Source organism: Tenacibaculum crassostreae (assembly GCF_964512405.1).
GTDB classification, from domain to species: domain Bacteria; phylum Bacteroidota; class Bacteroidia; order Flavobacteriales; family Flavobacteriaceae; genus Polaribacter; species Polaribacter crassostreae.
Genome location: NZ_CAZELE010000005.1, coordinates 307,246 through 328,728, shown reverse-complemented (window position 1 = coordinate 328,728; position 21,483 = coordinate 307,246). Strand labels below are relative to the sequence as shown.

Here is a 21,483-nt window from a genome sequence, read left to right as displayed (position 1 = left end):
CCCGATTTTAATGGGATTTCCTTAAATACCTCGTATTTTTGCACATTTCAAAATTATAAGAGATTTGAGTAACGAAACACCAACTTCACAACCAAAGAAAGGAAAAAATTTATACGATTATCAAAAAGAAGCATTGTACAAAATTTTTAAAAGTTTTGAAGATGCTCCTGAGAATTATCACTTGTTATACCAACTTCCAACAGGAGGAGGGAAGACAGTTATTTTCTCAGAAATTACTCGTCAGTACTTAAAACACCATCAAAAAAAGGTGCTAATAATGACGCACCGAATTGAGCTTTGCAAGCAAACAGCTAAAATGTTAAGCGAATTTGGGGTAGAAAATAAAATTATTGATAGTAAAGCAAGTTTAGATGATCAAGATAAATACGATTGCTTTGTAGCAATGGTAGAAACACTAAACAATCGTTTAAATGACGATATGTTAGATATTTCTGATGTTGGTTTGGTTATTATTGATGAGGCTCACTATAATTCATTTACAAAGCTGTTTAAGTTTTTTGAAAAATCGTTCATTTTAGGGGTAACCGCAACACCTTTGAGTTCAAATATTAAACTACCAATGAAAGATAACTACGATGAGCTAATCGTAGGAGAGAGTATTGGAGCTTTGATTGAAAATGAATATTTAGCAAAAGCTAGTATTTATTCTTATAATGTTGGATTAACTTCGTTAGAAGTTGGAGCAAATGGTGATTATACGGTAAAATCTTCTGAAGATTTATATACAAATACCGACATGCTTTCAAAGCTAATTCAAGCTTATGAAGAACGTGCAAAAGGAACCAAAACATTAATTTTTAACAACGGTATTAACACTTCACTTCATGTATTTGATACATTTAAAAGAGCAGGATATCCTATCGCTCATTTAGATAATACAAATACTAAGAAAGAGCGTGATTTGATATTAAAATGGTTTAAAAAGACGCCGAATGCTATTATTACCTCGGTAAGTATTTTAACAACAGGATTTGATGAGCCTACCGTTGAATCTATCATTTTGAACAGAGCTACGAAATCATTGACTTTGTATTATCAAATGATTGGTCGTGGTTCTCGTATTTTACCTGGTAAATCAGAGTTTAATGTTATTGATTTAGGAAACAATTTCCACCGTTTTGGTCCTTGGGGAGCTGATTTAGATTGGCAAAAGATGTTTAGATCTCCTAATTTCTATTTAGATAATTTATTGTCTGATGAAGAAATTGAAAGTGAATTTAGATACGAATTGCCTGCTGATATTAAAGCAGAATTTTCTAAATCAGAAGATTTATATTTTGATATTAAGAGAGTTTATAGAGATACAATTCAAGCGGGAGAATCTTCTAAACGAGTGTTAGAGAAATCGATTGAGCATCATGCAAAAATGTGCGTAGAAAACAGTGAAGATGTTTTTGATGCATTGATTTTAGCAAAGATGTTAGGAGGAGATATTGATGACAGAATTTATCGTTACTCTAAATGTATATCTAAAAGCACTCATAATTTTATCGATTGGTTACAAGACGATTATCGAAAAAAACTGAATACATATTTACGTGGTAATTTTGACGAAGTGTATGAGGAAATTCATGGACATCCACCACCAGAAGAAGAATAACATAAAAAAAAATCCAGTTCATTGAACTGGATTTTTTTATAAATATATTTTTAGTTTTATTCTTTAGCAGGTAAAACTTTACCAGAACATTCACCAAAACCGATACGAATTTTATCGTTTTTACAGTAACCACGCATAATAACGGTATCGTTATCATTAATAAATTTACGCTCGCTACCATCATTCATTTTAATAGGGTTTTGACCTCTCCAAGTCAATTCTAACATAGAACCAAAACTATCTTGAGAAGGACCAGAAATAGTACCGCTTCCCATCATATCACCTGAATTTACAGGGCATCCGTTTACGGTATGATGCGCTAACTGTTGTACCATTGTCCAATACATATACTTAAAGTTAGAATTACAAACTACAGTTTCTTCTTTTCCTTCTGGTTGAATAGCCATTTGTAAGTTAATGTCGTAGCTGTCTTTACCTTCTTTCTTTAAATATGGTAACGGCTCAAACACTTGTTTAGGGTTGTCTACTCTAAAAGGCTCTAAAGCGTCTAACGTTACAATCCAAGGAGAAATAGTTGAAGCAAAATTTTTCCCTAGGAAAGGTCCTAAAGGAACATATTCCCAAGCTTGAATATCACGAGCAGACCAGTCGTTAAATAACACCAATCCGAAGATATATTCTTCAGCTTCTTCAATTGGGATTCTATCGCCTAAATCGTTTGCTACCGTAGTAATAAACGCCATTTCTAATTCAAAATCTAATAATTTTGAAGGCCCGAAGTTTGGGGTGGTTTCTCCTTCGTTAGGACGTTGTTGTCCAATAGGACGACGAATAGGTGTACCTGAAGGAACAATTGAAGAACTTCTACCATGGTAACCGATAGGAATTTGTAACCAGTTTGGTAATAAAGCATTTTCAGGATCTCTAAATAAGCTTCCTACGTTCGTTGCGTGTTCTTTACTTGCATAAAAATCGGTATAATCACCAACAGCTACTGGTAGTTGCATCTCAACTTCATCCATTCTAAAGATAATTTTATCTTTATGCTCAGCGTTGTCCCTTAATTTACCGTTTTTTACATCAAAAATATCCGCAATTCTATTACGAACTAAACGCCATGTTTTACGTCCGTCAGCAATAAAATCATTTAATGTGTCTTGTAAAAAAATATCATCGGTTAACGGAATTCCGTCAAAGTAACCTAATTGATGTAACGCCCCTAAATCGATAGCGTAATCACCAATTCGAGTACCAATTGTTATAATATCATCTTTAGTTAGAAAAACCCCAAAAGGTATGTTTTGAATAGGAAAATCAGAGTCTTCAGCCACAGTTAACCAAGATTTTCTATTCGGATTATTAGCAGTTATTTCCATTTATCGTTTTTGTTATATTTTCATCAAACCTACATATTTTTTTCAATTTACCCCAAAAAGATGAGTAAAAAAAATGTGAAACTATTTTTGTGTTTACTTCTTTAAAAATCTGTAACTATTGAGGAATAAAATTAGTACTTTTGGCTACTTTATGTAACAACACACAACATGCAAAAAGATCATCAAATATTTGATTTAATTCAAGAGGAGAAAGAGCGTCAATTACACGGTTTAGAGTTGATTGCTTCAGAAAATTTTGTAAGCGACCAAGTAATGGAAGCTCAAGGATCGGTTTTAACTAATAAATATGCTGAAGGATATCCAGGGAAACGTTATTACGGTGGATGTGAAGTAGTTGATGTCGTAGAGCAGATTGCTATTGACAGAGCTAAAGAACTTTTCGGAGCTGAGTATGTAAATGTACAGCCACACTCTGGAAGTCAAGCAAACACTGCTGTTTTTGCCGCATGTTTACAACCAGGAGATACTATTTTAGGATTTGATTTATCTCACGGAGGTCACTTAACTCACGGTTCGCCAGTAAACTTTTCTGGTAAATTATACAATCCTGTATTTTACGGTGTAGATAAAGAAACAGGATATATAGATTATAAGCATTTAGAGCAACAAGCTAACGAACATAAGCCTAAATTAATCATTGCAGGAGCTTCAGCGTATTCTCGTGATATTGATTTTAAAAAGTTCAGAGAAATTGCTGATAGCGTTGGTGCTATTTTAATGGCAGATATTTCGCACCCAGCAGGTTTAATTGCAAAAGGAATTTTATCTGATCCGTTACCACACTGTCATATTGTTACTACTACAACTCACAAAACATTACGTGGGCCTCGTGGTGGTATGATTATGATTGGAAAAGATTTTGACAATCCATTCGGTGAAACGTTAAAATCAGGAAAGTTAAAGAAAATGTCAACGTTGATTAATTCTGCGGTTTTCCCAGGAAATCAAGGTGGACCATTAGAGCACGTTATTGCTGCAAAAGCAGTTGCTTTTGGTGAAGCGTTAACAGATGAGTTTTTAGAATATCAAATTCAAGTAAAAGAAAATGCACAAGCAATGGCGAAAGCATTTGTAGCTAAAGGATATGAAATTATTTCTGGTGGTACAGATAACCATTGTATGCTAATTGATTTACGTAATAAAAATATTACAGGAAAAGCTGCTGAGGAAGCTTTAGGAAAAGCAGAAATTACGGTAAATAAAAACATGGTTCCGTTTGATACAGAATCTCCATTTGTAACTTCTGGTATTCGTGTAGGTACTGCTGCGGTTACCACCCGTGGTTTAAAAGAAGCTGAAATGGAAATAATCGTTGATTTAATTGATGAAGCATTAATGAATGCTGATAATGACGAAGCTTTAGAAGCAATAGGAGAGAAGGTGTACGACTTAATGCACTACAGACGTTTGTTTGTGATGTAGAAGTAGACTTATAGATAAGAAAAAAGGCGTTCTAAACTAGAACGCCTTTTTTGTTATTCATCATTGTCTTGGGCTCGGTCTAGAATATTACCTGGAAGTGCTTTTTTGGCTTTGGCTCCCATTTTCTTTAGTTTTTCTACACTATTAATTAAGTTTCCACGACCTTCAACTAATTTGTTCATAGCAGCAGAATAGTCTGCTTTAGTGCCGTCTATTTTTTTACCAATATTTACCAAGTCGGTTAATAAACCTTGAAATTTATCATACAAAGCACCTGCTTGACGTGCAATTTCTAAGGCGTTACGCTGTTGTTTTTCGTTATTCCACATCGTATCAATAGTACGCAAAGTAGCTAAAAGGGTAGTAGGAGTTACAATTACAATATTGCGCTCAAAAGCTTTGTTGTACAAGGTGTTATCTTCATTTAAAGCCACCGCAAAAGCAGGCTCAATAGGTACAAAAAGAAGTACAAAATCTGGAGATTCGATTTTATAAATATCTTCATACTTTTTTTCTGAAAGCTGTTCTACATGACGCTTTAACGAATTCACATGTTCCTTTAAAAAACGTTCTTTTTCAATATCATCTTCTGTATTAATAAATTGCTCATAAGCTGTTAATGATACTTTAGAATCGACAATCATTTTTTTGTTGTCTGGTAAGTGAATGACTACATCGGGCATAATACGTTTGCCTTCTTCATTGGTGAATGATTGTTGTACAAAATACTCACGATCTTTTTCTAATCCAGATTTTTCTAACACGCGCTCTAAAACTAATTCACCCCAATTCCCTTGAGTTTTGCTATCTCCTTTTAAAGCTTTGGTTAGATTAATGGTTTCTTTACTCATTTGAGCATTTAACTCTTTTAATCCTAATAATTGCTCTTTTAAGGCAGAATGCATTGAAATACTTTCTTTTTGAGAATCTTCAACTTTCTTTTCAAAAACCTGTATTTTTTCTTGAAGCGGATGTAAAATATCCTTGATGTTCTTTTTATTTTGCTCAGTAAACTTATTCGATTTTTCGTCTAAAATTTTATTTGCTAAGTTTTCAAACTCTTTGGTAAACTTATCTTGTAGTTTTTCTACTTCTTCTTTATTTTCATTTAGTTTCAGTTGTAAATTCTTCAATTCTTCATTCTTTCTTGCTAATTCAATAGAAGAAAATTCCTTTTCACGACGTAATTCACTGTTTTCTTTCGTTTTTTCGTCTAATCTATTTAAAAAATCTTCTTTTTGCTGAGAAAAATGCTGTTCTTTTTCTCTTTTTTGAATCTCAAAATTCGATTGATGATTCTGAAGAGTGGTAATCTTTTTTTCTAAATCGGTAGTTTGTTGTTTAAACTTTAGTTTAGCAAGTAGATTTCCGATAATAAATCCAATAAATAGGGTAGTTATAGCAATTAAAATAAGTAAAAGAGTGGTATTCATCAGGATATTTAAAAGTTTATTGAATGAACAAATATAGGACAAGATAGGTTAAAATTATTTGATTTTTATATGGAAACAGCATCATTGACGTTTATATTTGTAGAATGATATCTAAGTTTATATTTCATAAAGTTTTAGGCTGGAAATTGGTTGGAGATTTTCCAAGAGATTTAAAGAAGTACGTGGTTATTGGAGCACCGCATACTAGCTGGAAAGATTTTCCAATTGCTATTTTAGCTAGAAATTCTTTTGATGTTAAGATTAGTTTTATCGGAAAAGCTTCGTTATTTAAACCTCCGTTTGGTTTTATTTTTAGAGCGTTAGGAGGTACGCCGGTAGATAGAAGTAAACGAACCAATTTAGTAGATTCTATAGTAGATGTTTTTAACAGTAAAGATGAATTTCGTTTGGCGTTGTCTCCTGAAGGAACCCGTGCAAAAGTTACCGAATGGAAAACAGGATTTTATTATATAGCAAAAGGAGCTAAGGTTCCTGTTGTAATGTTTGCTTTTGACTTTGAAAATAAACAAATAAAAGTAGCTGAACCTTATTATTTAACTGATAATATGAAAGCAGATATGAATCATATTTATGACTTTTATAGAAACATAAAAGGTGCTAAACCGGAGTTGTTTTCTGTACCAGATAGAGACTAAAATCAAATGTTAAATAGTGGTATTATCTTGAATTTCTCTTGAAAATTGAGTAATTTGTAAAAGGTTTAAAAACAAGGAGATATGAGAAAATATTATATATTGGTTTGTCTGTCTCTTTTGCTGTTTGGTTGTGCTTCTTCAAAAAAAGCAACAAAAGCAGAAATAGACAATTTAACTTCTCTAATTAAAAGTAAATCTTTTGAGATAGAATCAGAATGGGCTGAACCTCAAGTTACGTATGCAATGACTCAGATTGCAAATGCTGGTTTGTTACCAGTAGGAAGTAATTCAGGTAATATAAACTTGATTGGAAATAGTAATTTTTTTAGAATAAAGGGAGACTCAGTTTCTGCGTATTTACCATATTTTGGTGAGCGACAATCAGGAGGTTCTTATGGTGGTAACAATATAGGAATTGAGTTTGAAGGTATCCCTAAGAATTTGAACATATCAGAAGCTAAAGGAAATAGTTACAAAATCAGTTTTAGTATCAATGATAAAAATACAACAACCGAAAACTACAATGTTGTTGTTAGAGTTTATCCCAGTTTATCGAGTACTATTTATATTAATAGCTCTCAAAAGCATTCAATAACGTATCGAGGTAAGATTTTATTTGTTAAATAAGCTTACCGTACTTTAATTACTATGCGTTTGAACTATAATGGTCAGCATTATGTTACTTTGCTTTGGTAAAAGCAATAGTTTCATTTACTGATTTTTCTTTTAAAAGTTTTCTTCTCTAAAGTTTCTTTCACTACAGTTAATGGAACACTTTTTATGCGAAACGACGATAGGAGAGTAGTGTAATGTGTGAGGAATGGAATAATATTGATTATTGTTTTTTTATATAGTTACTTGAATATTAAAATAAATATTATATATTTGCAGTATGAATGTTCATTCAGTTAAAAAATGAAAACAGAAACATTAGATAAGCGAACTCAAATAATAGAAACGGCATTATCATTATTTACTAATCAAGGTTTACAGCAAACATCAATGGCTCAACTCTCAAAGGAATCAGGAGTTGCAGTAGGCACCATGTACCTAAACTTTAAAAGTAAAGACGATTTAATTGAAGGTATTTTCTTATATATTCAAGAATCTTACGGACATTATATTAAGCTTATTGATGAAGAATTAGGGTTACCTTTTAAAGAGCAATTCAAATTAGTTACTAAAAAAACGTATAACTACTATGTAAATAACCCAAGTCATTTTTTCTTTATTGACACACACAATTATTCGCCACTGATTTCAAAAGAAGTAAGAGAACATGGAAGGCGTTTTTACCAACAAGGCGTAGATATTATAATAAAAGGAGTTGAAGAGAATATCTTTAGAGATATCCATCCCATTATAGTAATTCGCTTGGTATACAATTGTATTGTTGCGTTAGTACAAATAAGATTGAATGATGAAGTTGAGGTTACCGATTCTGTTCTTGAGGACACTCTCGAAAGAATATGGAAATTATTAAAATAAAAAATTTATCAACTAATATGAATGAACGTTCATATTAACTTTAAAACAAATTATTATGACAGCACAAGAAGCATATGATTATTTAGACCCAAAAGCATGGGCACAGACTTCAGCTATTGAAAAATTAGCACTAATTGAAGAAGTCCAAAAGAACTTGAGCCAGTATGCCGAAGATTTAGGTATAGCTGATGCAAAAATGAAGAACGATTATATTGGAACTGAAATTTATACTAAAGGATTTGGTATTGCAGGAACAGCAGGTCCCATTGCAGGAATGCTAATGGGAAGCCATCATTTATACGAAAAACTCGTAAATGGAGAAATGCTTCAACCTGTAAGTACAAAAAAATTAGATGGAGGTATTACTGCAATTCAGACTTGGCCAGTATTTCCAAAGGACAAAATGTTAGCTGGAAAGCAAAAAGGATATTTGCATGTAAAGGGTGAACCGACACAAATTAATCCATTGGAAAAACCAGCAGGAGTTATAGCCATTTCGGGGGCAGGAAACTATAGTTCTTCAGTAGAAATGGTTAAAGCTTTGTTTTACGAAAATAAAGCCGTTATCCATAAACCACATCAAAATAATGTAGAAACCGACCATATTTGGGCTAAAATCTTTCAACCATTGATCGATAGAAAAGCATTGGTATTTATAGAACCAGAAGAAGCTCGAGCAATGACCTCTTTAGATGGCTTACATGCTATTTACTTCACAGGTTCAACTGGTGTAGCACATGCCATCCAAAATAATGCTAAAGCACCTGTTGTGGCAGAATGTGGCGGAAACAATCCATTGTTGGTTATTCCTGGTATTAGACCTTGGACAGAAAAAGAAATAAAACACCAAGCCTTGCAAGTCGTTTCTGTTGGTAAAATGAATGGTGGAGCAGTTTGTGGTCGTGTACAAACAATAATCACTTCTAAAAACTGGCCTCAAAGAGAACAGTTTTTAGATGCTGTACGAAAAGCTATTAAGGATGACACCTATGCAGTAGGAACCTATTACCCAGGTGTGGAAGATACTAAAAAGGCATTTTTGGAAAATCAGCCAACGGCGGAGGTATTAAAAGTAGAAAACGGAAAATATCCAACTACAGATTTTGTGTTTATTCCAAATGTGAAGGAAGATGATTTCGCAGTAACCAATGAGGCGTTTTGCCAAATCATATCCGAACTACCTTTAGACACAGAAAATAATGCTGATGACTATTTAACCAAAGCCACAACATTTTGTAATAAAAAACTATTAGGCTCTTTAGGTCTTATGATTTTGGTGGATAATGACACCATGAAAGCTAACGAAGAACGAGTTCATCAAGCGATTAATGAATTAAACTATGGAGGTATTGCGGTTAATACTATTCCTCCCAATGTGTTTATGAGTGCCTACCTAACTTGGGGTGGGTGTAATGAAACCACGGAAGACTTTGTTTCTGGAGTAGGAAACTTTGGAAATGCACATCAGTACGAAAATGTTGTAAAATCAGTATTAATTGATGATTTCAATTCACAAGGAATGCTGATGACCAATAAAAAGATGATGGAACATTTGTTTACCAATTCAGCATATTTCGCCATAGACAACAGTTGGGGGCATTTCGCTAAAATGGTAGGTCAAATGGTTGTAGATAATTTCAAAAAGAAAGACTTTTAATTAATAAAATATTATAACAATGAGTAAAACAATTTTAATCACAGGATGCAGTAGCGGAATAGGACGCATGACTGCTAAATATTTTCAAGGAAAAGGATGGAACGTCGTAGCAACGGTTCGCAAATTTTCAGATAGTGACAAAGAACTAACCGATTTGGACAACGTATTAGTAACCGAACTGGACGTAACCAAAGAAGACACTATTAAATCTTCGGTAGCACAAGCAGTAGAAAAATTCGGTACTATCGATGTATTATTAAATAATGCAGGATACGGTTCGTATGGTATTTTGGAAGCCACACCAGAACACAAAATCCGTATGCAGTTTGAAGTTAATGTTATAGGCTTGTTATTAGTAACCAAAAATGTAATTCCTATAATGCGTAAACAGGGAAGTGGAACTATTATAAACATTTCTTCTATGGGTGGAAAAGTTTCATTTCCAATGGGAACATTATACCATGGTTCAAAGTTTGCTGTTGAAGGCATGAGTGAAGCTCTTTCATTTGAATTGGCAGAAATTGGTGTAAAAGTCAAAATGGTAGAACCAGGAGTTATTAACACCAATTTTGCAACCACATCATTTGATATGAATATTGACCCATCAATGACCGAATATGCAGAGTTTACAGGGAAAGTTCTAAAGGCTTTTGAAGCAGGTGCTAATGGTTCTGAACCTATTTTAGTAGCAGAAACTATTTATAAGGCAGCAACCGATGGAACAGACCAGTTACGATATATAGCTGGACCAGATGCAGAACAAATTATTGCTGCTCGCAAGCAGATGAACGATCCAGAATATATGAGTCTTATTAGAAGTCAATACGGATTAAATTAATTTTAACTAAATTTAAACTGTCACCTAGCTTTGGGTGGCAGTTTTATATTATGGATATATTTCAACACACTACAGATTGGATAAAAGGAGAATTATTTGAAGGCAAATTAGTCTTAATATTTGGAATTATTACCTGCATTTGTGCTTTCTTGTTTTATAAAGTTGGAACAACACCAAATGCTAAAGCACTATTATTTCCTTTGTTGATTGCAGGATTTATGTTTGTAGGCATAGGAGGTAGTATGCTGTATAGTAACCCAAAACGTTTAGCGGAGTTTCCCAAAGTCTATCAAGAAAACCCAGACGCGTTTGTAGAAGCAGAAAAAGAACGAGTTGAAACATTTACAAAATGGTATCCAACAACACGCTATGTTTTTGCAGCATTAGGAGTATTGGGAGTTGTATTGTTTTTATTTTGGAATAAACCCATAGGTAAAGCAATTGGTATTGCCTTATTATTAATGACTATTGCAACTTATGTTGTTGACCATTTTTCAGAAGAACGAGCAGCAACCTATTATCAACTTTTAAAATCTTATACTCCTAATAATTAAACCAACCTAATATGATTATAACCAAAGGAATTAGTTTTAAAACAATGTTAACATGGTCAGGCTTTCATTTTTTGTGGTTGATTTTGTTAATGACTGCTGTCGCAACTTTATATCAATTTAATATTATCAATTTTAAAATACCGTGGGTTCCAGTTTCAGTAATTGGTACAGCAGTTGCCTTTTATGTAGGTTTTAAAAATAACCAATCGTATGACCGAATGTGGGAAGCTCGAAAAATTTGGGGAGGTATTGTTAACGAAAGTCGAACATGGGGAATGATGGTTGATGGTTTTATATCTAACTTATTTGCAAATGAAAAAGTATCAGAAGAAGATTTAAAAACTATTAAAAGAAAGTTAATCTACAGGCACATCGCATGGTTATATGCACATAGAAGTCAGCTTTTAGTTACAACTTCTTGGGAGCACGCCAGTCAAGGAGGCCATATAGGTAGAACAGCAAAATTCTATCAAAAAAAATTTGGTGTTGGATTGGTAGATGATGAAATAACTCGAACCGAATTAAAATTATTTTTGCAACCAGAAGAACATAACCGTTTAATTAATAATGTAAATACAGCTACACAAATTATAAATGAGCAATCCAGAGATTTACATAAATTGCGAGAGAAAGGCTTAATTGAAGATTTTAGGCACATGGAAATGGAAAATGTATTACGAAGCTTTTACACACTTCAAGGAAAGAATGAGCGTATTAAAAAATTTCCTTTACCTCGTCAATATGCCAACATGAGCAGATACTTTGTGGGTATTTTTATTGCATTATTGCCATTTACATTAATACCAGAAATGTTTGAGTTAAATAATTGGGTGCAATGGTTATCTATTCCAATAACAGCTTTAGTCGGTTGGGTTTACATCTGTATGGAACTTGTTGCAGATTATTCAGAAAACCCGTTTCAAGGAATGGCTAATGATATTCCAATGTTGTCTTTATGTCGTATTATAGAAATAGATTTACGTGAAATGTTAGGTGAAACAGACTTACCTCCAAGTATCGAAGCTAAAAATGGAATTTTGATGTGATAGCGATTAATGAAAGTTCCAATTACCCTGACCTCATAAAACTTTGGTTAAAACAATAGGTGAGTGGAGCAATAATATTTTAGGGGTTTAGCAACTAATTTTCTTGGGTTTTCTAAATATTAAAGCAAGTTCTTTGCAGTCTTGGTTTGTTACAATGTTTCCTAAAATATAGCGTAACGAGCCGTTAATTGTTACCAAATTTTTATGCAGTCTTGATTTTTTTGTTTCTTTTTTTATCAAGAAAAAAAGATAAATGAAATCTTAAAAAGTTCAGCAGTTTCAATTTCTATTTTACATAATATTAGAAGTTCCAATTAAAAGAATATTCTAATGAAAGCGAGAATAAAGCAAGTGTACAGAAATTTTTAAGCAAGGAATTGAGCAAGGGAAAATTTTGTACTGTTGCGAGATATTTAACGAAAAGCTTCTGAAAACTTTTAACAACGAAAATTTCAATTACAGACGAATTATAAATACGAAGCTAAAAGCTTTTGCTTTTTTTGGCGTTGGCAAGCGATGGATAATTGATTTTATAAAAGCAATCGAGCGTTTGATAGCGGCAATTTTACATAATGGCAAATTATAGTTACAAATGATTTCCTTAAAAAATAAAATTCCAAATCCACGAGAATTGAATATTTTAAATTTTAATGACCCAAGTACTGAATATCGTAAATAATAAATACAGTTTCTGTGATATTTTACATAATACTACATTATAGCTATCAAATGGAAACGATGCCTTAAACAACATAATAACATTTGTACTATAATTAATATTATGTTAAATAGATGTGTTTATATCTTACCTTCATAGAAGAATTATAATAAAAAAAATAATTATTTTAATTTCTTTATTTACAGTTGTTTAGATCTGTTTTTATAAGATTTGTTTCTTTCTTCTTCGATTTTTTTGTAGGGTATTTCTTAATATTTCTGTTTTAGAATTATATCCGCGGAATTTCATTTAACAATTTTAAAAACTCAAAACAATATGAAAAATATTAAAAGAATTATTGCCTTTCTTTTCATTGTTTTATCAATTTTAGCGGTTGGTTCGTGTAATAATGATGATGAAATAGTTAGAACAAAAGTTGAAGCTGGTAACTCAGGTGAAAACGGTAACGGAAATTCAGGTTCTGGCTCTAATACTGGACAAGCTGAAGGAAACGAAGGTGAAATAACGTTATATAAAGTTGATGGAGATAACATCACAAAAATTAAAGATTATAAGGTATCAGGTAAAGATTTAGAATATCAAAAAGATACTGATAAACACAATGAAATTTGGGAATTAGCAAAGAAAATTATTCCTCTAAACCAAAGAAAAAAGATGAGTGAATTTTTAATTTATAATGGTGAAGTTACAGGTAGCGCTGGTTTTGTTGTAGAAATTAAAAGTGACCTTTCTGATTGGCAAATGGGAATTGCGATAAACTATGCTTATGAAGGAGGATTTAATGCAGGAGGAGAATTAGCATATACAATTATTCATGAGTTCGGACATGTTTTAACACTTAATGATACTCAATTAGATGCTGCTATTACACAAGCAAATTGTAAAAACTACTTTCCAGGTGAAGGATGTGCAAGAGATAATTCATACATAAATGAATTACATTCTAAGTATTGGAATGACATTTGGAGCGAGTATGAAGATGCAAAAAAAGACGAAGCTTCTCACGCTAAATTCTATGAAAAGTATAAAGATAGATATGTAACTCAATATGCATCAACAAATCCAGGTGAAGATATTGCTGAAGTTTTTGCAACATTTGCAACAACAAAAGATAAACCATCTGGTAGTACTATAGCAGAGAAAAAAATGCTATTAATGTATGATAGAAGCGAGTTGGTAGAATTTAGAAATCACATAAGAAGAAATCTAGGTCTAAAAAGAGCCAAAGGAAATGTTGCTTCTTTTGAGTTACCAGAACCAGGATCTTGGAAACAAGCCAATACCATTGGTAATCCATATAAAACAAAGTGTAGAAGACATTAAATTATAATTTTAGCACCATTAAGAGAACCCCCAACCCCTATCCTATTTTAAAACTCTTAATGGTGCTTTAAAAAATATTGAATATGAAATATGTATATACAATTTTGGTAGCTATTCTTTTTATTGGATGCTCAAGCACAAAGTATGTAAAAGAAGACGCTTTATTATACTATGGAAAAACACCTTGCTTAGGAAAATGTCCAGTTTTTGATATGTATGTTTTTGATGATGGTAAAGTTTTATACGAAGGGTTAAAAAATGTTGATTTAATAGGAACTCATGAATTTAACTTAACAGTTGAAGAGGTTATAAATATTAAACAAAAACTAGAAGAAATAAGCTTTTCTTCCAAAGAAAGATTAAGAAGAGATTTACCGAATACAGTATTAAAATATAAAGGTAAAAAGCTATCAACTCAAAGTAACGAACAAGTAAAAGAGTTAACAGTTTTACTTGATAAAATAAAAAAATAAAATTTTTTAAGAAAAAAGGTAGGGTAAATTCAAAGAACCTTGTTTTATATAACGAAAGATATAAAATAGGAGACGCTGTTAAGAATGTACCCTTCACTTTTCATAATTTTTTAAAAAATTAGATTTATTCTGTACAGCGTCACTTTTTCGATTATATATCACGATATTTTGTTTTTAAAAAGACTACTTTTTGTAGTCTTTTTTTAGTTTAGATTACTTCCTCTAAACAAAAATAAAGGCAGTATTTTTGTTTCATGCAAAAGAATCAATCCAAATTAGAATTTATTGTTTTAATGGCATCGTTAATGTCGCTTGTAGCCTTATCAATCGATGCAATTTTACCAGCCTTAGAACAAATAGGTATAAGCATTCAAATTCCAAAGAAATCCAACAACAGTCAATTATTAGTAACAATGATTTTCTTAGGACTAGGTTTTGGACAACTAATATCTGGACCTCTTTCTGATAGCTTAGGAAGAAAACCCATTATTTATGGTGGCTTTTTACTTTTCGTAATAGCTAGTTTTATTTGTGTAAGTGCAACTAGTTTAGAAATGATGATTTTTGGTAGAATTTTGCAAGGTATTGGGCTTTCTGCTCCAAGAACGATAAGTATAGCAATGGTTCGAGACAGTTTTAGTGGTGATTATATGGCAAAAATAATGTCGTTTATTGTAGTTATTTTCATTTTAGTACCAGTGGTTGCTCCAGCTCTGGGAAAAATTATGTTAGATGTTTACGGGTGGAAATCTATTTTTTATAGCCAATTACTTTTCGGAGTTTTTGTGATGATTTGGTTATGGAAACGTCAACCAGAAACACTTAAAGAAGAAAATAAAATCAAGTTTTCATTACGATTGTTTTCTGACGGATTAATAGAATTCATAAAATTTAAACAAGCCATTGTTTTTACGTTGATTTCAGGGTTTATCACTGGTTCATTCATGGTATATTTAAGTGCTTCACAGCAAATTTTTCAAGAACAATATCTACTAGTTGAAGAATTTCCGTACATATTTGCAGGATTAGCAATTGCAGTTGGTTTTGCTACTTTTTTAAATGGTACGTTTGTAATGAAATATGGTATGCATAAATTGGTGTCATTCTTTCTTATCATTTTTACAATCATTCCAATTGTTTATGTGGCATTATTTTATCAGAAGAGTAATCCAAGTATTATGATATTATTAGTGTTTTTTGCTTTGCAATTTTTTTCAATAGGCTTTTTATTTGGAAACCTACGTGCTTTAGCGATGCAACCAGTTGGACATATTGCTGGGATTGGTGCTGCAATTAACGGATTCGTTTCTACTATAATGGCTGTTCCAATAGCTACATTTATAGGGAGTTATGTAAAAACCACTTCCCTTCCACTTTTTGTAGGTTTCTTTATCTGTGGAAGTTTATCTTTGGTGCTTATAAATTTTACTAAACTAACACCAGCAAATCGATAAAATGAATATTGAAATTCTTTATGAAGATGATTATATCTTGTGCGTATCTAAACCGAATAATGTAGTTGTACATCACGCACATCACTCAAGAAACGTTGCTGATGAAGCATCTTTATTGCAGTTAGTAAACCAACAATGTGGGTTAAAAACGTTTCCTATTCATCGATTGGACAGAAAAACATCAGGAATAATATTGTTAGCTAAAAAAAGCGAGTATGTAGCTAATTTTCAAGCGTTATTCACAAATAATGAAATTCAAAAAACATATTTTGGTATTGTGAGAGGGCATGCTCCAGAAACCAAAATTATTGATACTCCTGTAAAAGGTAGAGATGCTAATGTACACAAGGATGCAGAAACTCATTTAAGTACAAAGAAAACTGTGATTGTTGATATTCCTGTGAAACCTTATGATTCTTCAAGGTATAGTTTGGTTGAATTGTTACCCAAAACAGGTAGATTGCATCAGTTGCGTATTCATATGAATAAAATTAGTCACCCCTTAATTGGAGACCCTAAGTATGGTGATAAGAATCACAATATGATGTTTGCTGAAAAGTTTAATTGTGAAAATTTGTTTTTACATGCACACTCTTTAGGGTTTGTTCACCCTCATTCAAATGAGAAATTAACTATTATAGCTGATTTTTCTGATGATTGGAAAAAGATTTTTAATGAATTTAACTGGTAAGTTTTAATAAAAGAAAAAGGGTTACAATTTTTGTAACCCTTTTTTATCTTTCAAATTCCTAAGATTAAATATCTTTAAAAATTGCGTGCATTAAACGTTTTTTGTCGTTAATACTTTCTTCAAGAGCAATCATAGTTTCAGTCCTACTTACTCCGTGAATTTCATCTATTTTATAAATGATTTCTTTAGCATCTGCAGTGTTTTTAGCACGTACTTTACAAAAAATGTTGTACTTACCAGCAGTTACATAAGCCACAGTAACGTTAGGAATTAAACCTAAGTTATCAAGTACATGTTGTGTCATAGAAGTTTTATCTAAAAAAACTCCAACATGAGCAATGAAAGAATACCCCATTTTTTCATAGTTAAGGGTTAAGGTAGATCCTTGAATGATTCCTTCATCTTCCATTTTTTTAACACGTACGTGAATTGTACCTGCCGAGACTAACAATTTTTTTGCAATGTCGGTAAATGGTGTTCGTGCGTTCTCAATTAAAATGTCTAAAATTTGATGATCAATTTCATCTAGTATGAACTTCTTCATTTTTTGTTTTCTTCAAGTAATATTGCTAAAATATAGTTTTTTTCTAAAAAAAATAAGTTTTATTTAAGGAAAAAAGAATTTTTATTTGTTTTTTTTGAATTCTTTATGTGCTAAATAAGAAGATAAATCTCCTTCTTTTTCTTTTGTTAAAATCGGTGCAAATTTACCATTTTCTATACGTTCTACATACTGAAAAGCAACATCTTTTTCATTATTTTTTGAGCGGTAAATTACATCGTAGAAGTTCTTGACATTGTTTGGAATAGCTAAATAATCTTGATAAGAAGAAAAGTCATTATTAGTTGAAACATGATAAATTCCTTGTAATAATGCGTAAAAATTAAACTTTCTAACCTCTTCCCTAGCGTAATCATCTTTATAATGACCAGCTTCAATTAAAATAGTATTGTGTCCTAGTTTTTGAAAATTATCACCTGTTGCAGTCGGATAAAATTCATCCGTATAACGACCAATATGATTTGATATTATTTCTTGAAGTAACTCATTCATAGCAACAATTACATTCATGGTTTCTTTTCTACCTTCTGTAATTTTTCGGGTTTCTTCTTCTGATGGTGCTAAAAAAGATAACGTTGCAGGGTTTTGAGTTCCTTCTACTCCAAAAATAGTTCTTTGGTCATGTAAATTGAAACAAAAGTGAGGATTGACATCTTCTAAAATACTTCGCAACAATTTACTCTCTTTAGCTTGAAGACTTACCGCATCTCTGTTTAAATCTACATCATTTGCGTTGACGCGTGTATATGCCTGCGCCCCATCAGGATTTAACATCGGAACAATTGTAATACTACAATTATTAAGTATTTCAGTCGTAACTTCGTGAGTTGGGAATTGCTGAATAAAGTTTAAAAAATCAAAAACAGCTTTGGTTCCTGTACTTTCATTTCCATGCATTTGGCTCCAAATGAGAATTCTTTTCTCTCCAAAACCTAACTTAAGTTGATAAATAGCTCTTCCTTGTTCAGATTCTCCAATTATTTTAGTTTGAATTTCTGAATTTTTCAGTTTAAAATATAAAGGTTCTATATCTGAAAGTGTAATCCATCTACCAGATATAGAATCCTCTTTAATTTTTGAATAGTTTTTTTCTAAAAAAGAGCTATCAATACGTTCCATGTTATAACTTAAACCAGTCTGCTACTAGTTGTTTTTCAATAGGTTCTACTGATGTATGAACATAATCATTTTTAACCATGTCGTATTTATAATCTTTAGACCAATCTTCGATATTTTCAGCCAAAGTTTTTAACGAATCACAAATAAATTGTACTTCTTTATTGGTAATTGTTGGATGTACCGATAAGCGTACCCAACCTGGTTTTTCAGTATTACAACCTTCTAAAATTTGCCCTTTAATTTTATGAGAAGTGTTTTGATCTACATTTAATAAAAAGTGTCCGTAAGTACCAGCGCAAGAACATCCACCTCTTGTTTGAATTCCAAAACGGTCATTTAATAACTTTACAACTAAATTAAAGTGGTATTTTTCAAAATAGAAAGAGAAAATACTCAAACGGTCTTTATGGTTAGGAGCTAATATTTTAACACCTTCTAAATTTTCTAAACAATTAAAAATAATTGGATTGATTTCATCTTCTCTAGCTTTGATTTTATCAGTTCCCATTTGATCTTTCACCTGAATACACAAAGCTATTTTTATAGTTTGTAAAAAAGCAGGAGTTCCGCCGTCTTCACGAGTTTCAACATCATCAAAATAATCGTGTTCTCCCCAAGGGTTGGTGTAACTTACAGTTCCACCTCCTGGATTGTCAGGAACCATGTTTTTATATAGTTTCTTATTGAAAATTAATACTCCAGAACTACCAGGACCACCTAAAAATTTGTGTGGAGAAAAGAAAACCGCATCTAAATATTCATCTTCATTTTCTGGATGCATGTTAATATTTACATACGGTGCAGAACAAGCAAAATCAACAAAACATAATCCACCATATTTATGAATTAAAGAAGCTACTTTATGGTAGTTGGTTTTTATTCCTGTTACATTTGATCCTGCAACAATCGAAGCTATTTTTATAGGTCTTTCTAGGTATTGTTGAATGGTTTCTTCAAACTTATCTAAACAAACCAATCCTTCATCATTACAAGGTACCACAACTACATCGGCAATAGTTTCAATCCAAGAAGTTTGGTTTGAGTGATGCTCCATATGACTTACAAAAACGATTGGTCGTTTTTCTTCAGGAACTATGGTGTTTTCTTTTAGGTTTTCAGAAACTTTTAATCCTAAAATACGTTGGAATTTGTTTACAACCCCAGTCATACCAGAACCTTGAGTAATTAAAACATCGTTAGACGATGCGTTGACATGACGCTTTATAATATTTCTGGCTTCATGATAAGCTAAAGTCATTGCTGCTCCTGAAGTAGACGTTTCGGTATGCGTATTGGCAACAAAAGGTCCAAATTTATGTAATAATTGTTCTTCGATTGGTCGATACAATCTACCGCTTGCTGTCCAATCGGTATATACCATTTTCTTAACACCGTAAGGCGTTTGAAATGTTTGGTCTATTCCTACAATATTTTTTCTGAACTTATCAAAATACTGCTCTAAATCCATATTTTAAATTTGTGTTGTTTGTTGTTGGTGATAAAATTAGTGGTATGCTGCTATTTAGCCTAGAATTATTTAAATATTAACGTATTTGTAACATTTGTTATTTAACTCTAAGTTGCACACTTATTTTATAATTTCTTCTATTTCTGAAATAAAACGTTCTGCTAATGCATCTGCGTTTTCTTGACTTTTACTTTCAGTATAAATTCTGATAATCGGTTCTGTATTTGATTTGCGTAAATGCACCCATTCTTCTGCAAAATCAATTTTCACACCGTCAATCGTGTTTACGTCTTCATTTTTATACTTTGTTGCCATGGTTTCTAAAATCTTATCAACATCAATTTGTGGTGTTAACTGGATTTTATTCTTACTCATAAAGTAGCTAGGATATGAATCTCTTAATTCTTTACACGACATTTTTTTATGTGCTAAATGCGATAAGAATAACGCCACTCCTACCAATGAATCACGACCGTAATGAGATTCTGGATATATGATTCCTCCGTTTCCTTCACCTCCAATTACAGTATTGGTATCTTTCATCATTTGCACTACGTTCACCTCTCCTACTGCGCTTGCAGTATACGTTCCGCCATGTTTCTCGGTAACATCTCGTAAAGCTCTTGAAGAAGATAAGTTAGAAACGGTATTACCACCATCTAATTGACCTAATACATAATCGGCACAAGCTACTAAGGTATATTCTTCACCAAACATAGAACCGTCTTCAGAAATTAATGCTAAACGATCAACATCAGGATCTACGACAATACCTAAATCAGCTTTTTTCTTTACAACTAATTCAGAAATATCAGTTAAATGCTCTTTTAAAGGTTCTGGGTTATGCGGAAAGTGTCCGTTTGGCTCACAATATAATTCAATACATTTTACTCCTAATTCTTTTAATAAAGCAGGAATCGCAATTCCTCCGGTAGAATTAACCCCATCAACAACCACTTTAAATTTTGCTTTTTTAATGGCTTTTTTATCAACCAAATCAAGTTTTAAAACTTCTTTGATGTGTTTTTTTATGTAGTTTTTCTTTTTTCTGTAAGAACCTAAATCATCTACTTCAGCAAACTCAATAGTTCCGTCATTTTCAGCAATCTTTAAAATTTCTGCTCCGTCTTCACCATTTAAAAATTCTCCTTTTTCGTTTAATAGCTTTAAAGCGTTCCATTGTTTTGGGTTATGAGAAGCGGTTAAAATAATACCTCCATCAGCTTTTTCTAAAGGAACAGCAACTTCTACCGTTGGTGTAGTTGATAAACCTAAATCGATCACATTAATTCCTAAACCAACTAAAGTATTAGCTACCAAATTACTAATCATTTTACCCGAAATACGAGCATCTCTACCAATTACAATGTTTATTTTATCTTTTTCAGCATTTTTCTTTTTTATAAAAGTTCCGTATGCTGCTGCAAATTTTACCGCATCAATCGGAGTTAAATTATCACCTGTATTTCCGCCTATGGTACCTCTAATACCTGATATAGATTTAATAAGTGTCATATTCTGTTTTATTTGATAACAAATATAAAGTTATTTAAGAAATATATGTTACTATGCAGAGGGTTTTACTGTGTAACATTTGTTACATATAAAGCTAAAAAAACCGTTAAACTTTACAGCTTAACG

19 protein-coding genes are annotated in these 21,483 nt (G+C 32.0%); 13 read left to right on the top strand and 6 right to left on the bottom strand.

Annotated features, from left to right (window positions below; all coding sequences use genetic code 11):
- The first annotated feature begins 64 nt into the window (after positions 1-64).
- A complete protein-coding gene (locus ACKTST_RS06885; RefSeq protein WP_408047014.1) occupies positions 65-1,621 on the top strand; it encodes a DEAD/DEAH box helicase in 1,557 nt (518 codons plus the stop codon).
- A 56-nt stretch (positions 1,622-1,677) separates the two neighbouring features.
- Here the strand turns inward: ACKTST_RS06885 and fahA are convergent, their stop codons facing one another.
- On the bottom strand, positions 1,678-2,958 hold the full coding sequence (gene fahA, locus ACKTST_RS06880; protein ID WP_408047013.1) for a fumarylacetoacetase: 1,281 nt from the start codon (positions 2,956-2,958) through the stop codon (positions 1,678-1,680).
- A 168-nt stretch (positions 2,959-3,126) separates the two neighbouring features.
- Between fahA and glyA the strand changes: the two genes are divergently transcribed.
- On the top strand, positions 3,127-4,401 hold the full coding sequence (gene glyA, locus ACKTST_RS06875) for a serine hydroxymethyltransferase (protein ID WP_408047012.1): 1,275 nt from the start codon (positions 3,127-3,129) through the stop codon (positions 4,399-4,401).
- A 53-nt stretch (positions 4,402-4,454) separates the two neighbouring features.
- On the opposite strand, the gene rmuC is transcribed toward glyA, so the two are convergent.
- Positions 4,455-5,834, bottom strand: coding sequence for a DNA recombination protein RmuC (gene rmuC / locus ACKTST_RS06870; RefSeq protein WP_408047011.1), 1,380 nt, complete (start codon positions 5,832-5,834; stop codon positions 4,455-4,457).
- A 104-nt stretch (positions 5,835-5,938) separates the two neighbouring features.
- Between rmuC and ACKTST_RS06865 the strand changes: the two genes are divergently transcribed.
- The 11 genes from ACKTST_RS06865 to ACKTST_RS06815 all read left to right on the top strand — a co-directional run bounded on the left by ACKTST_RS06865 (position 5,939) and on the right by ACKTST_RS06815 (position 16,693).
- Positions 5,939-6,490: a 1-acyl-sn-glycerol-3-phosphate acyltransferase gene (locus tag ACKTST_RS06865; protein WP_408047010.1), complete on the top strand. Its 552-nt coding sequence runs from the start codon at positions 5,939-5,941 to the stop codon at positions 6,488-6,490.
- An 81-nt stretch (positions 6,491-6,571) separates the two neighbouring features.
- The gene (locus ACKTST_RS06860; RefSeq protein WP_408047009.1) at positions 6,572-7,117 is read left to right on the top strand and encodes a DUF4251 domain-containing protein; all 546 of its coding nucleotides are present in this window, start codon (positions 6,572-6,574) and stop codon (positions 7,115-7,117) included.
- 288 nt (positions 7,118-7,405) lie between these two features.
- Positions 7,406-7,978 carry a TetR/AcrR family transcriptional regulator gene (locus tag ACKTST_RS06855; RefSeq protein WP_408047008.1) on the top strand — a complete coding sequence of 191 codons (573 nt, stop codon included), beginning with the start codon at positions 7,406-7,408 and terminating at the stop codon, positions 7,976-7,978.
- 55 nt (positions 7,979-8,033) lie between these two features.
- A complete protein-coding gene (locus ACKTST_RS06850) occupies positions 8,034-9,635 on the top strand; it encodes an aldehyde dehydrogenase family protein (RefSeq protein ID WP_408047007.1) in 1,602 nt (533 codons plus the stop codon).
- A gap of 19 nt (positions 9,636-9,654) precedes the next feature.
- Positions 9,655-10,473 (top strand): SDR family oxidoreductase, encoded by an 819-nt coding sequence (locus tag ACKTST_RS06845; protein ID WP_408047006.1) that lies wholly within the window; start codon positions 9,655-9,657, stop codon positions 10,471-10,473.
- Between the two features lie 50 nt (positions 10,474-10,523).
- Positions 10,524-11,027, top strand: coding sequence for a hypothetical protein (locus tag ACKTST_RS06840; protein WP_408047005.1), 504 nt, complete (start codon positions 10,524-10,526; stop codon positions 11,025-11,027).
- A gap of 11 nt (positions 11,028-11,038) precedes the next feature.
- Positions 11,039-12,073 carry a bestrophin family protein gene (locus ACKTST_RS06835; protein ID WP_408047004.1) on the top strand — a complete coding sequence of 345 codons (1,035 nt, stop codon included), beginning with the start codon at positions 11,039-11,041 and terminating at the stop codon, positions 12,071-12,073.
- A gap of 994 nt (positions 12,074-13,067) precedes the next feature.
- Complete coding sequence (locus ACKTST_RS06830; protein ID WP_408047003.1) at positions 13,068-14,075, top strand: zinc-binding metallopeptidase; 1,008 nt, start codon at positions 13,068-13,070, stop codon at positions 14,073-14,075.
- An 83-nt stretch (positions 14,076-14,158) separates the two neighbouring features.
- A complete protein-coding gene (locus ACKTST_RS06825) occupies positions 14,159-14,548 on the top strand; it encodes a DUF6438 domain-containing protein (protein WP_408047002.1) in 390 nt (129 codons plus the stop codon).
- 254 nt (positions 14,549-14,802) lie between these two features.
- Entirely contained in the window at positions 14,803-16,002 is a 1,200-nt protein-coding gene (locus ACKTST_RS06820) for a multidrug effflux MFS transporter (RefSeq protein ID WP_408047001.1), read from the top strand.
- A gap of 1 nt (position 16,003) precedes the next feature.
- Positions 16,004-16,693, top strand: a complete 690-nt coding sequence (locus ACKTST_RS06815; RefSeq protein WP_408047000.1) for a pseudouridine synthase — start codon at positions 16,004-16,006, stop codon at positions 16,691-16,693.
- Positions 16,694-16,757: 64 nt separating this feature from the next.
- Here ACKTST_RS06815 and ACKTST_RS06810 read toward each other — a convergent pair whose 3' ends face one another.
- The 4 genes from ACKTST_RS06810 to glmM form a co-directional block, all read right to left on the bottom strand.
- Positions 16,758-17,237, bottom strand: coding sequence for an Lrp/AsnC family transcriptional regulator (locus ACKTST_RS06810; protein WP_408046999.1), 480 nt, complete (start codon positions 17,235-17,237; stop codon positions 16,758-16,760).
- A gap of 81 nt (positions 17,238-17,318) precedes the next feature.
- Positions 17,319-18,374 carry a M14 family zinc carboxypeptidase gene (locus tag ACKTST_RS06805; protein WP_408046998.1) on the bottom strand — a complete coding sequence of 352 codons (1,056 nt, stop codon included), beginning with the start codon at positions 18,372-18,374 and terminating at the stop codon, positions 17,319-17,321.
- Position 18,375: 1 nt separating this feature from the next.
- Positions 18,376-19,842 carry an aminotransferase class V-fold PLP-dependent enzyme gene (locus ACKTST_RS06800; protein WP_408046997.1) on the bottom strand — a complete coding sequence of 489 codons (1,467 nt, stop codon included), beginning with the start codon at positions 19,840-19,842 and terminating at the stop codon, positions 18,376-18,378.
- A 120-nt stretch (positions 19,843-19,962) separates the two neighbouring features.
- Entirely contained in the window at positions 19,963-21,357 is a 1,395-nt protein-coding gene (gene glmM / locus ACKTST_RS06795; protein WP_408046996.1) for a phosphoglucosamine mutase, read from the bottom strand.
- Between the last annotated feature and the right edge of the window lie 126 nt (positions 21,358-21,483).